We start from the raw sequence: 13234 nt of genomic DNA, 5'->3' as shown, positions 1-13234 counted from the left end.
GGATGCCTTGACTGGGATATCGTACTTCTTTGCGTAGGCGATCATATCGCTTCTTCCCTCGAACTGACTGAGCCATTCAGGGTCTTTCCAGGGACTGATGATCTTAACCTCGGGCATATGCATATAGTAACCGAACTCAAAGCGGACCTGGTCATTTCCCTTGCCTGTGGCGCCATGGGAAACATAGACGGTTCCTTCCTTGCGGGCAATTTCAATCTGGCGTTTTGCGATGATCGGGCGGGCCAGGGAGGTTCCCAGCATATAGGTGCCTTCATAGATGGTATTTGCCTGGAGGGCAGGGAAGATGTAGTCAGTGACCAATTCCTCTCTGAGGTCTTCCACGTATACTTTTGAAGCACCAGTTGCCAAAGCCTTCTTTTCAATAGCTGCAAAATCCTCGTTCTGCCCTACATTTGCCACATAGGCGATGACATCAAACCCTTTATTGGCAAGCCATTTCAGGATAACCGAGGTATCCAGTCCTCCGCTGTATGCCAGAATGATTTTTTCCTTATCCATATTCGTATCTCCCTGTCCGGTATTGTATTCTGCCGTCAGTGTAGTAATTCTTGTGTAGAATGACAAGAGGTATATGCATAAATATTCGTATAAATCGTATTATATGCAATTAAAATCGAATATATCAAGAAATATACTGCATTAATATACAACAATACTAATTCGAAAATTTTCGAAATAGTAATTGCAAAATCATATTTTCCACTCTATACTGCAGTGGAGGTAGTCAAATGCTGGTATGTGATCAAATAACCAAACGATATGGTAATCAACCAACGAAAGCGGTCGATACACTGAATCTCTCCATTGCACCTGGGCAGATATTCGGATTCCTTGGTCCCAACGGGGCTGGAAAGAGTACCACCATCAAGATGCTCACTGGTTTGCTCAGACCAGATTCTGGTTCGATCAGTTTCATGGGATACTCCCTTCATTCTGATCCTCTCAGCTATAAGCGATTAATCGGTTATGTACCTGATGAACCGTTTTTTTATGAGAGAATGAGTGGGTATGAGCATCTCTCCTTCATTGCAGATCTCTATGGGGTTGGTAGCGTGGAACGTAAGCAACGGATTGATGAGCTGGGGGAGCGATTATTGCTCTCACACGCTTTGGAGGAGGAGATCTCTTCCTATAGCCATGGGATGAAACAGAAGCTTTCTATCATATCAGCCCTGTTGCCTTCCCCTAGGTTGCTTATCTTGGATGAGCCCATGGTTGGGCTGGACCCAAAAGCAACCTTCATCTTGAAAACGCTCCTGGGTGAGTTTGCTGGATCCGGGAATACGGTCTTCTTCTCCACCCATGTATTGGAAGTTGCCCAGCAACTTTGTAGCAGTCTGGGAATCATAAAAGAGGGGAGGTTGTTGTACACCGGGACCCTACAGGAACTGCAGTCTCGTACACAAGAACTTGATGCAACCCTGGAAGCGTTGTTTCTTGAACTGACAGAGAGCGAGGAGTAGTGGCCATGAACGTGCGCGTCGTTTTGTTGCTGGTTCGCGCCTTCTTCTCGGGGACCAAGCCGGTCAAGGATTTCTTTGAACGCATCAGTACCTCACGTTCCCGTATCGTGAGTATACTGGCCAGTTTCTTGATAGTCATGGTTTTTATCTATCTTGGTGTTATTCTGGGGGTGAATTACTATAGCTATCAAACCCTTGGTTTGTTCTTGGGTTATCCCTATCTAGGCCTTATCTTTGCTGCTCTTTTGGGTTTTGCATTCCAACTGTTTTATAGCTTGGCCAGTGGGACCAGCCTGCTCTATGGGGCAAAGGACATCTTGTTGGTTGGACCATTGGCCGTACGTCACAGCGAATTGGGAGCAAGCAGGCTGCTGATCGCCTACTTGATGCAAGCTCCCCTGTACTGGTTCGTTACCTTCCCAGCTCTCATCGTTGGACTCTGGATTGATGGTTTCTCCCTGGTATACCTATTTGGCGGAATCTTTTTTCTTCTGATAGGACCGTTTTTTGCACTCTCCCTTTCTGTCCTGATTTCCATGGTATTGGTAAGACTCACAAAGGGAAGGAACCATAAGAGGGCAGAGGAGCTCTTCAGCGCTGTCGCCTTGATGCTCCTGATTCTTATGATGACAGTTTCCCTTGCCAGGAATATGAGTGAGGATGGTTCGTTGCTCGCGTTCAATTATGAGGCAATGTTGCAAGCCTATGCACCTATCATCGAGAAGCTCATGGCTATGATCCCCCTTTTCATCATGCAGGCAAAGATGGTCACCTCCCTTGCAAGCCTGTTTGGTATGCTGGGACTGGGATTGCTTCTCCTTATTGGTTTGGTTCTGTTTGTGGGATCCACCTATGCAGCAAATCTCTCGTATGTACTGAGCAACCAATCGGTTGCGAGGCCCCGAAAAGCCAAGCATTCCCTCCGTTCTTCAAGTCCCCAGTGGGCGCTGATGAAACGTGAATTGCTCATCATCCGCTCTGAGAGCATGTTTGTGTTTGAAATAGTGGGAGAACTTGGAATCCCTGTTTTGCTTCTTGTGCTCTATGGATTCATGGGTATCCTCGATGAGCTAGCTGCGGTTGCTTCGCAACTTATTGAAACCGGGGTGTTCCTCCAACTCGTGTATCTGTTGTTGCTCTTGTTCGCAAATCTCAGCATGATCAGCTCAACCAGTGTTTCCAGGCAGGGAAAGCGCTTTGACCTTGATAAGCAGTACCCGCTTGAAGCAAGTACATTCGTCAGGGCGAAGTTGTTGTTTCATCTTCTGCTTGTCTTCATTCCCCATGCAATCTATCTAGCAGCAGCGTTCCTGTTACTTTCGCTTCCCCTGTGGCATCTGCTTTGGATGATACCTTTGTCATTGCTTTGCATAGGAATGATTGCATGCCTGCAACTTGCAATCGATTACCATCATCCAAGGCTCGACTGGAAGGTGAGTCAGCAGGCGATGAAAAGCAACCTGAATGGGCTCTTCGGTATGCTTGCAGCTTTCATGTCCTTGGCGCTCTTTGCCTTGATATTGTTGTTGCCAATGCTTATCGGTCTGAGTATGGTGCTCTCCGTGTTGCTGTTGTTTGGTTTGACCGGCCTTGGCTTTTCCCTTTCCTATCGCCTTGCGCTCCGGGGGGCTCGTGTATTGCTTTCCAAGTAATCGATGGAGTGCAATACTGCTGACTCCAGGGAAGGGAAGGTGTCAAAGGGGTACTGCCGGTTCTGCCTGTTCCAAGCAACAATCATCCCATGGTCTGCCGCCTCAAGCATGGGGATATCGGTGGGGCCATCACCGATGGCGATGATGGTCTCATAGTCTGCTCTGAGCGAGTCTACTGCCAGAGCTTTGTCCTCCGGGCCTGCAATATCGACCAACAAGTGGAAGATGCCTTCTTCATTTCTGACGAGTCTTTTTCCACGAATGAACGAGAATGAGTCATCCATCCCGAGCTTCTGGAGGAATGCCCTTGCAATATTTTCCGTACCGCAGGTAAGGATACCCAGGTCACTGATCCGAGAAAGTCTGAGGAGGGCCTCTTTTTCCCTCTTTCCAATGGAAGAGAGAAGGATGTCTGCTACTTCATCTATCATGGTTGAGGTAGCTTGCTTGACCAGTTTTTCATAGCGGTGGTGGAACGATGCATCGTCATAAACTCCCTTCTGGTCCTGTTCGATGAAGTGCTTGCCCCGTTTCTTGAACAGGACCCCTCTCTCCTTCGCCGCAGAAAGAATCAGCAGCTGTTCGCTGTCATAGGAGTTGATCGGGTAGAGTGTACCGTCGAAGTCGAAGATGGTTAGGCTTTTCTCTTTCATGCGATGAGTGTAACAGGAAGGCAAAAAAAGAGGAAGGGAACAAATTCCTTCCTCCTGGATGATAGCCTGTCGAGTATTTACTCTTGGGCATCTCTACCATAAATCATGTCAAAGTACTGCATATCAGTACTGAGGATCTTGTCCAGACCAGGCACTGTCTTGCGATATGACTCCAAGGTTCTCCACAATTCGAAGAATTCGGGATCTACCTCGTAAGACTCTGCATAGATCTTTGCAGCTTCAGCGTCTGCAATACCCTTGATCTTTTCACTTTCAGCATAGGCTTCTGAGAGAATCTGTTTCTCTTCTCCCTCAGTCTTTCCTTGCCACTGTGCTAGCTGTCCACGACCGTAGGAACGATATGCCTCAGCAATCTGGTTACGTTCCTTGATCATCCTCTGATATACGCTTTCGGTGAGATCATCACTGTAGCGAATCTGTCGGATGACGATGTCAATCAGTTCAATACCGAACTCATCGGTAAATTGTTTTGCTTGGGCAAACATCATATTGCTCAAGCCATCACGACCGATACTGATTGTTTCCTGCTTGGCAACGGTTGCGGTAAGGTTACGCAGTCTCTCAGCATCCTCGACACTCTCTACATTTTGTACCTGCTCTTCGACCTCGATGACATTGATCTCATTGCTGTTCCTTACCGCCTCATTGAGATAGTTTTCACTGATGATGGTTCGAATCGAAGAATCAAGGATATCGTTCAGCCTGAAAATGCCATTATTGACGGTATTGACCGTCTCATAGTACTTGGCAGGATCTGCAATTCTCCATCTGGCTGTGGTATCAACCCAGATGAACTGGTTTTCCTTGGTTGGAATCCTCTGTGCAGCCCCATCCCAGGAGAGTATTTTCTTGGGATAGATCACTACGCTGTCTACCAACGGCATCTTGAACTTGAGTCCTGCATCCTGTTCCGTATCAACAATCTTGCCGAAACGGGTGATCACTGACTGCTGGCCTTCTGGAAGAATGTAGAAGGGTCCCAGCAAGATGAAGATGGCAATGAAGACAACGAGGACTACCAGGGTGGTAACTAGTTTCTTATTGGTGTTTGTGCTCATTTTGCACCCCCTTCAACCATCTGCACCGGAAGGAAGTTGCCCAGGTTCTTGTCAACCAGGGTAACTGATCCGCTTTCGGTGGGATTGATGACTGCCTCCATTGTCTCAATGTACAATCGAGTTCGAGTGATGGTCTGTGACTGTTCATAGACCTCTCGGACGCTGTTGAATCGTGCCACATCACCTTTGGCTTGGTTTACACGTTCAGCTGCATATCCTTGCGCTTGCTGGATGAGCTTGTTTGCTTCACCTCGGGCAGAAGGAATGACCTTGTTGTAGTTCTGCTTTCCTTCGTTGATCAAGCGGTTCATATCCTGGATTGCCTTGTTGACATCCTCAAAAGCATCCTGGACTTCTCCAACCGGTGGTACGATGTTCTGTAGCTTGACGGTAACAACGCGTACTCCCAATTCGTAGGCATCAAAGATTTTCTGCATATTCTCTTGTGCTTCAATCTCGATTCGGGTACGTTCACTGGTCATGACAGAGAGAATGGGAAGATCGCCCACCAGCTTGTTCATGACACTCTGGCTGATATCCCGCAGTGTTGTTTCCCTGGACTCAACATTGAACATCCAGTCCACCGGGTTTTCAATCTTGTATTGAATGATCCACTGTACATCGATGATGTTCAGGTCACCTGTCAGCATGAGTGATTCAGTGGTGTAGTCGCTGTTTCCAAAAAGTGGGGAAGTAGGGCTGTTTGAGCGATAACCGAATGTCATCGTCTGAACGACTTGGGTTGGGACATTGTAACTGGTCTCGATTCCTAGTGGGATCTTGGTCTGCAATCCAGGGCCTACTGTTCGGTTGTATTTTCCCAAGCGCAGGACAACCGCTTGTTCGGTTTGGTCGACAACAAAGAAACTGCTAAGAACCAGCATGATGAGGACGACGGCGACAATAATCCAGATCACCAGCTTGGGGCTGATGTTCTTCACTTTGCGCGCAGGCCTCGGTGGTTGCTGCATGGTATCCATGATAACTCCTCTTTGTACCAATTATGGCACTCTTTCAATGTACTTAGCTCTCGTGGACTAGTCAAGGAGGCAATAACGCCAACATCGATTCGTTTGGCATTGAAATAAAATTCTGTGCGTTCTATTATATCCCTTATGAAAAAGAGACTAGTAACTTCTGCGCTCCCGTATGTTAACAATATTCCCCATTTAGGCAACCTTACCCAGGTCCTGAGTGCTGATGTTTTTGCCCGTTTCTGTCGATTGAAAGGGTATGAGACACTTTATATATGTGGTACCGATGAATATGGTACGGCAACTGAGACACGTGCTCTCAAGGAGGGCGTGAGCCCAAGGGAGTTGTGTGACCGCTATCATGCCATACACCGTGACATCTATGCGTGGTTCAATATTGATTTTGATTATTTTGGAAGGACAAGCACAGAGGCCCAGACTGAAATTGTCCAGGATATCTTCAAGCGGATGGACGCAGCTGGGTATGTCAGTGAGCATGAGTTGGAGCAGCTTTACTGCCCAAAGTGCGAGCGATTCCTTGCAGACCGCTTTGTTGAAGGAACCTGTCCTTACTGCCACGCAGAGGGTGCAAGAGGGGACCAGTGTGACAGTTGCCAGACCCTGCTTGACCCTGTTGAGTTGATCGACCCTCACTGTGGTGTCTGTGGTACCACCCCGATTGTCAAGAAAACCAAACATCTCTACATCAATCTGCCCAAAGCTCTTCCAATGCTGGAAGCTTGGATGGAGAAGACCAGCAAAGATGGTTTCTGGGCAAACAATGCCATCCAGGTGACCAAGTCCTGGATCCGCGATGGTCTGAAAGAACGTTGTATCACACGCGACCTGAAGTGGGGTATTCCTGTTCCCAAGCCGGGATATGAAGACAAGGTGTTCTATGTCTGGTTTGATGCCCCCATCGGGTATGTATCCATATCAGCCAATGCTACCAAGGATTGGAAGAAATGGTGGTTCGATCCACAGAATACTGAACTGTTCCAGTTCATTGGCAAGGACAATATTCCCTTCCATACAGTAATTTTCCCCTCCTGCCAGCTGGCAAGTGGGATGGATTGGACCATGCTTCATCATATGAGCAGTACTGAATACCTTAATTACGAGGGTGGAAAGTTCAGCAAGAGTCTCGGGATCGGCATATTTGGCAATGATGTCCAGGACACAGGAATTCCAGCCGATGCCTGGCGGTTTTACATGTTCTACAACCGACCGGAGAAAAGTGATGTTACCTTCACTTGGGCTGACTTCCAGGAGAAAGTGAATGGGGAGCTCATTGGCAACCTTTCCAACCTGGTCAACCGGACTCTGACGTTTGTGAAACGGTTTTATGAAGATGGAGCCCTTTTCTCAGCACCCATCGATACTGAGTTGCATGCCCAGATTGTAGAACGTGAGAAGAAAATCGATTCATGCATGGAGCGTGCTGAGGAGCGCGATGCACTCAGGCAGATCATCAGCCTCTCCTCATTGGGAAATAAGGCATTCCAGGACGGCGAACCTTGGAAGATGCGCAAGGAACAACCAGGGAAAGCGATGAGCCTGCTCAAGACCCTCGTCTATTTGATTCGTGACCTGGCGGTGATGGTACAACCGTTCATGCCGGAGACCTCTCTGAAAATGCTTTCCTTCCTTGGTGTTGAGAAAACCAACTGGAAAGACCTTGGAAACTGGGAAGGGATACAGGGTATCGGCGAGGTTTCACTGCTCTTCACCAAGCTTGAGGATTCGGTGGTTGAGCAGTTGCGTACTCGTTTCAGTGGCTCGCAGGAAGAGCGGGAACAGAAGAAAACCAAAGAATTGGAGAAAGATATGGATCAGAAAGAGGACCAGGTAAGCCTGGCTGGACAGTTTGCGAGTCGAGTGATTCTCAAGGTCGCAAAGATTACCAATGTGAAGAGACACCCTCGTGGTGATAAACTCTATATACTTACCCTTGATGTACAGGAAGATGAACCAAGGACTATTGTCAGTTCCATCGTGCCTTATTACACGGAAGAGGAGTTGCAGGACCAGAACATAGTACTGGTAAGCAATCTCAAACCGGCAAATTTCCGTGGAGAGAAAAGCTACGGTATGCTGCTTGCAGCCAGTGATCCTGATGCTGAGGAACACACCACCTGTGAAGTGCTCTTCGCACCCCAGTTCGAAGTGGGAAGTGTGCTTACACCCGAGGGATTTTCTCCGGTTGAGGAAAAGCTCCCGTATGTGAAGGCCGATCACTTCTTCTCCATGCCGATCTATACTGAGTCTGGTGTAGTGAAGATTGATGGGAAGCCGATCGGAAAAGACGGGATAGTCCTGACCGCAAAGAAATACCTGAATGGCCCGGTAGGTTGACCCCTGCCAGGACTCTTCTTATGGAGAAAAGGATTTTGGGGGCCGATTGGCCCCCAAATATGTTTTCAAGGGGGGAGGAGCATGAACATGCGTATCCAGAGAATAGCAACCAGTGAACTTTCACCGAGCAGTACAGTGTTCCAAAGCAGCTACTGGGCTGGGGTGAAACAGCACTCCGGGTGGAAGGGCTATGCATTCTCAGTTGAGATGGAGAGCTCAGCTTTTACACTGCTTGTGCTCGTCAAACGGATGGCTCCTTTCTGTTCCCTCGCATACATCCCCTTTGGGCCCCCGCTCTCATTGCTCAAGCTCAGTCAAGTGGGTGTATTCTTGGAGGATCTAGCCAAACAGATACGGAAACTTCTCCCAAAAGGGGTGTTTGCACTTCGCTATGACCTGCCATTTGAAGAAGTGAATGATCAGAATGTCATGACCTTTCATACAAGAAGGCTCAGGACATTGGAGCAGAGTGTACAACCTGAAGGTACTGTCAGGATAGACCTCAGGTGGGGATACAATGCCGTGACACTGGGTTATCGGGAGAGGGCCAAGCGTGCGCTCAGAAAAGCGGAACAAGCTTTCCAGGTAAGGGTGCATGAGGGGGACGAGGCGTCCTTCCTTGCTTGGTATGATGTGTATTTGGAAACAGCACGAAGGGATGGGTTCAGCCCCAGGTCAAAAAAATATCTTCGTTCCCTGATGATGCTTTCCCCAGATGAGAGTGTGTTCACATCTCAGCTTTTGCTGGCCTATGAAGGCAAGAAGATTGTCGGGGGGATTATCGTACTGTTCAGTCCATCTGAAGCGATCTATCTCTATGGGGCGTCCTTGCGCTTTGATGGCATTTCCTGTTCCTATTTATTGCAGGATAGTGCAATCCGGATGGCTTGTGAGAGAAAGTGTGGAATCTATGACCTGTATGGAATTCCTGGGCCAAGGGGCAGGGCAAGTCACCTTGCCGGGTTGGAGATATTCAAACGTTCATTTGGAGGACAACCATATTACCGCTCGCCTTCAACCGATTATCTCTACAATCGGCTAACCTGGCATTGTTATAGGTTCTTTGAGACAGTCCGGTTTCGTTCAAGAAGGGGCATCAAGAGCCAAGCAGAAGCCCTACCAAGTTCTTGAACTGGTTTCCACGGTCGAACTCATTGGCGAACAGTTCAAAGGAAGCACTTCCAGGCGAAAGAAGAATTGCCTGTACCAGATTCGGCAACTCCTGTTCCTTCTCGCGAGCCATTTCATAACTCTGTTGCAGGGCATCACCCATTGACTTGAAGGGACCGTAATATGGGATGTGGTGCTTCTCAAGCAGAGGAATAAGCTTGCCTCTGGTGAAACTTCCATCGAGCAAGGAGAGACTGCTTGCATGCAGTAGTTCCTCAAGCATTCCTTCAGCTTGGAGATTCTTGTCTGTACCACCACAGATGAGGTGTACAGCCATGGTTCTGTACTTTGCATAGGAGAAGTGCACTGCTTCGGGAATTGTAGCTGCACTGTCATTGACAAACAGGATATTGCCAAGCATACCCAATTGTTCGATTCGGTGAGGAACTCCTTGGAAACTCTGCAGGGCCTTAAGAATGCTTTTATATTTGAAACCCAATGCAAGCAGAATGGCATAGGCACTTCTGAGATGCGGTTGCTCCTCAAGTACCTTTGCGCTTGCTCTTTCAATTCCACGGATATGTCGTTTGTCCAGGTGGGTCTGGGTTCTTATCCTGCCCAGCATCACATCAGGGATGACCGCCATTTTGATGTTTCTGGTGAATAATTGCAGTTTATCCTCAAGATAGCGCTCTATGGATTCATAGGAGTTCAGGTGATCGGGATAGAAGTTGGTAAGCGCACAGAGCTCCATCATCGGCAACTGTCCATGCATTGCCTGTACCGTGTCCCGAATTTGCCAGGATGAGAATTCGCAGACAAGAAATTCGGGCAATGCTCTTCCTTGCTCATTCCGCCTTTCCCACTCCCTGAGAATGCTGAATCCGCTGATCCCCATATTCCCACACTGCATTGCCTCGTGCCCATACTCCTGCAGCACATGGGCAACAGCTGCACTGGTTGTGGTTTTTCCTTTGGTTCCTGTGATGCCTATAATCTTTACCTGTTCACACCAAGGGGAACTGAACAGCCAGGCAAAGTCATTGACTACCATGCGTGCATACTTGAGCATTGGGTGGTTGGGGGGAATGGCTGGGTTCTTGACTACAATGTCAGCCCACAGAAAATCTTCTGCCCGATGTGGTCCGGAGATGCACAATGCCCCTCGTTGGTTGAGATCTTCCATCTCATAACCGAGATCACTGGTCCCCTTCAGATCTGTAATTCTTACTTCATCTCCATGGTCGAGGAAATATGAGGCTGCTGCAAAACCACCTCCGTGCATTCCAAGGCCGAAGATAAGTACCTTCATGTGCCACCCCCCGGATGTCTCTATAGTAAAAAGAAAGTGCAATTAGAGCAAGTGAAACGCAACTGAAAGCGCAGGAATTTCACCTAAGAGTATACGAGAAATTTCCCAAGTTCCCTATTGACGTTGATTTATCTTCCCTGCATAATAGACCGGTAATTACAAAACCAGTCGTATTCGGGCTCTACCGAAAATAGAGACGGTTGGTAAGGAGCGCTATAGTGCCTTGTGGAAGAAAAAGAAAGAAGCATAAGATTGCTACTCATAAGAGAAAAAAGAAGCTCAGAAAGAATAGACATAAGAATAAATAGTCTGTTCAAGTAGACTTATACTTCGTACAATGTGCAAAACCGTCGGTCGCTCCGGCGGTTTTTCGTATGGAAGTCGTGAGCTGATATAAAGCTTGATGACAGAATGAGATTTATTGACCAAACCATACAATGTATGGTAGGGTATGCAGACACCTCTTTATCCGCTCTTGAGGGCGGATCATAAAGTCCGTAAGGAGGAACCATGAGAAATTATGAGTTCACTGTTATTTTCAATGCAAACGAAGATAACACACAGGCTGGTTTGGAATTCGTGACCAGCACATTTGCAGCTGCTGGCGTAGAAATTACCAAGCAGGATGACATGGGCGTAAAATACCTGGCCTATGATATCAAGAAGCAGGAAAAGGGACACTATGTCTACTTCGAGATGAAGGCAGACCCCAGCAGCATCCTTGGCTTCGAGCAAAAGTTCTTGTTGAACCCGAACATCTTGAAGTTCTTGTTCGTAAACCCTGAGAAGTAAAGAAAAGAGAATGGGAGCAAAACCATGGCAAATGACCTGAATGTAGTCGCATTAGTGGGCCGTCTTACCAGAGATAGCGAGCTTCGCTATTCAAATGGTGGTATGGCAATCTGTCGTTTTACCTTAGCAGTCAACCGGAGAAAGAGGTCGGGTGACAATAAATGGGAGGACGAGGTCAACTTTTTCGACTGCCTGATGTTTGGCAAGAGTGCCGAATCTCTCAACCAATATCTGGAGAAGGGAAGGCAGGTTTCCATTATCGGTGAGCTTAGGCAGAACCGATGGGAACAGGACGGCCAAAGTCGGAGTCGGGTTGAGATTGCCGTGAATTCGTTGCAGCTCCTCTCGAGTCCCGGTTCTACAGATGGTAGAAACACCTCTCGTCAGGGGGAACAACCACCGACGAGAAACCAGGGGTCATACGGTTCACGACCTGCTCCCCAGGCTCCCGCCTCTCCCCTGGATATCGGCGGGCCTGAGCAGTTTGACGATGACCAGATCCCATTCTAAGACTCTGCCTTTCGGCAGATGATGTTGCAAGGAGAAACATACAATGCGCGATGACGATAACGATTCCATGAATAATGACGGAAGAAACGGAAGAGATAGAAGAGGGGGCGGACGCAAACCCAGCTTCAGGAAGAAAGTTTGCAAGTTCTGTACCCAGAACCTTACTCCCGATTACAAGAATCCCGATATGCTTCGGCGATACATAACCGAGCGTGGCAAGATTCTTCCTGCCCGTATCACCGGTTGCTGTGCAAAGCACCAGAGGGCCGTTACTGCTGAGATCAAGAAGGCACGTGTACTTGCGTACCTTCCGTTTGAGAAGAAGTAACTTGTGTTGGGTGCCATGAACCAGATAGATACAAAGATGCTGAAACAGGTAGGGTTCCTGACAGTGGTAAGCTACGCGCTTTCTCGCTTGTTGATCGGAAACCTGCTCTTCACCATCCCGCTGATGGTTCTTGCACCGAAGTTTTCCAATCGGCGAGAGGCATTGTTCCCTGTTGGCTTGGTAGCCGCCTTGTTGGTGATTACGGAGTTTTCCAGGGCAGAAGGGGCCTTAAGTAGCCCCGAAGGACGCCTGTTGCTTGTGATTGGAATGTTCATCCCGATGGTGCTCTTGGTAGCCAGTGCAGTATGGATTGTGCTGGATGACAGGCGTACATTCTACCGCTATCTTGCCTCATCCATGTTTGGGATTGTTGCTTCGGTTGTGGTGGTTATTTGGTTTACAAGACCTAACGAGGCGCTCCAGAGGGTAGACTCAGCAATGTTTGAGACCTTCCGTACGCTCCTCGAAGGGACAATGGGTGGAACACAACCATTCCTTGAAACACCTGGTGTTGCATTGGAAGGTTTGTACAGGATGTCGGTAATGGCAATAGGGGCCATGTTGGCTCCGCTCTGTATGGTATTGGTTGGGTTCACGTCTTTCATGGCAATGAGCTACCAAGCCCGGTTCGATGGGACCTTCAATGCACGGGTTTCCCGTTGGAAGGTACCGGAAGTCACCCTCTGGGTGTTTCTTGGTTCCTGGGCATTGGTCCTCCTGTTGATCCTGGCTAAAGCAACCTACCTGTATAGGGCGCTTGCGTTGCAAGCAGCACTGGCAAGTAGTGTGCTGTATGCAGTACAAGGAATGGCAATCGTAGTACATGTAGTTTTGCGAAAAGGCATTGCCGTTAACACGACCCGCTTGTTTCCCACACTGTTCCTCTTGGCGTTCTTGATACCTGGGGTGAATGTACTGGTTGTCTTTGTTCTTCCCTTGTTAGGGGTAACGGAGACTTGGATTATGTATAGACGTAATGCGTAAG

13 protein-coding genes are annotated in these 13234 nt (G+C 48.2%); 8 read left to right on the top strand and 5 right to left on the bottom strand.

Annotated features, from left to right (window positions below; genetic code table 11):
* Nucleotides 1–519: argininosuccinate synthase domain-containing protein (locus AB7S66_RS04090; protein WP_428518193.1), on the bottom strand; the 519-nt coding region annotated here is incomplete at its 3' end.
* 230 nt (nt 520–749) lie between these two features.
* On the opposite strand from AB7S66_RS04090, the gene AB7S66_RS04085 reads away from it, so the two are divergent.
* The gene (locus AB7S66_RS04085; protein WP_428518192.1) at nt 750–1484 is read left to right on the top strand and encodes an ABC transporter ATP-binding protein; all 735 of its coding nucleotides are present in this window, start codon (nt 750–752) and stop codon (nt 1482–1484) included.
* Between the two features lie 5 nt (nt 1485–1489).
* Complete coding sequence (locus AB7S66_RS04080; RefSeq protein WP_428518191.1) at nt 1490–3136, top strand: hypothetical protein; 1647 nt, start codon at nt 1490–1492, stop codon at nt 3134–3136.
* On the opposite strand, the gene AB7S66_RS04075 is transcribed toward AB7S66_RS04080, so the two are convergent.
* The 3 genes from AB7S66_RS04075 to hflK form a co-directional block, all read right to left on the bottom strand.
* Nucleotides 3091–3789: an HAD family hydrolase gene (locus AB7S66_RS04075; RefSeq protein ID WP_428518190.1), complete on the bottom strand. Its 699-nt coding sequence runs from the start codon at nt 3787–3789 to the stop codon at nt 3091–3093. The genes AB7S66_RS04080 and AB7S66_RS04075 overlap by 46 nt on opposite strands.
* Before the next feature lie 77 nt (nt 3790–3866).
* Nucleotides 3867–4868 (bottom strand): protease modulator HflC, encoded by a 1002-nt coding sequence (gene hflC, locus AB7S66_RS04070; protein WP_428518189.1) that lies wholly within the window; start codon nt 4866–4868, stop codon nt 3867–3869.
* A complete protein-coding gene (hflK, locus tag AB7S66_RS04065) occupies nt 4865–5848 on the bottom strand; it encodes an FtsH protease activity modulator HflK (RefSeq protein ID WP_428518188.1) in 984 nt (327 codons plus the stop codon). The genes hflC and hflK overlap by 4 nt, the downstream gene beginning before the upstream one ends.
* Before the next feature lie 135 nt (nt 5849–5983).
* Here hflK and metG point away from each other — a divergent pair, with 135 nt between their 5' ends.
* Nucleotides 5984–8197, top strand: a complete 2214-nt coding sequence (metG, locus tag AB7S66_RS04060; protein ID WP_428518187.1) for a methionine--tRNA ligase — start codon at nt 5984–5986, stop codon at nt 8195–8197.
* An 81-nt stretch (nt 8198–8278) separates the two neighbouring features.
* On the top strand, nt 8279–9328 hold the full coding sequence (locus tag AB7S66_RS04055; RefSeq protein ID WP_428518186.1) for a lipid II:glycine glycyltransferase FemX: 1050 nt from the start codon (nt 8279–8281) through the stop codon (nt 9326–9328).
* Here the strand turns inward: AB7S66_RS04055 and AB7S66_RS04050 are convergent.
* Entirely contained in the window at nt 9294–10619 is a 1326-nt protein-coding gene (locus AB7S66_RS04050; RefSeq protein ID WP_428518185.1) for a Mur ligase family protein, read from the bottom strand. The two genes, AB7S66_RS04055 and AB7S66_RS04050, sit on opposite strands and share 35 nt — an antisense overlap.
* A gap of 510 nt (nt 10620–11129) precedes the next feature.
* Here AB7S66_RS04050 and rpsF point away from each other — a divergent pair.
* Genes rpsF through AB7S66_RS04030 form a run of 4 tightly spaced genes read left to right on the top strand, consistent with a single transcriptional unit; the run spans nt 11130 to nt 13233 of the window.
* Complete coding sequence (gene rpsF / locus AB7S66_RS04045; RefSeq protein ID WP_428518184.1) at nt 11130–11411, top strand: 30S ribosomal protein S6; 282 nt, start codon at nt 11130–11132, stop codon at nt 11409–11411.
* A 24-nt stretch (nt 11412–11435) separates the two neighbouring features.
* Complete coding sequence (locus AB7S66_RS04040) at nt 11436–11921, top strand: single-stranded DNA-binding protein (protein WP_428518183.1); 486 nt, start codon at nt 11436–11438, stop codon at nt 11919–11921.
* A gap of 43 nt (nt 11922–11964) precedes the next feature.
* Nucleotides 11965–12249, top strand: a complete 285-nt coding sequence (gene rpsR, locus AB7S66_RS04035; RefSeq protein ID WP_117331084.1) for a 30S ribosomal protein S18 — start codon at nt 11965–11967, stop codon at nt 12247–12249.
* Nucleotides 12250–12264: 15 nt separating this feature from the next.
* The gene (locus AB7S66_RS04030) at nt 12265–13233 is read left to right on the top strand and encodes a DUF115 domain-containing protein (RefSeq protein ID WP_428518182.1); all 969 of its coding nucleotides are present in this window, start codon (nt 12265–12267) and stop codon (nt 13231–13233) included.
* Nucleotide 13234 lies beyond the last annotated feature (1 nt).

The organism is Sphaerochaeta sp. (assembly GCF_050178175.1).
Taxonomy (GTDB): Bacteria; Spirochaetota; Spirochaetia; order Sphaerochaetales; family Sphaerochaetaceae; genus Sphaerochaeta.
Note: the sequence above shows the minus strand (reverse complement) of the source record. Positions and strands in the feature narration are given on the sequence as shown.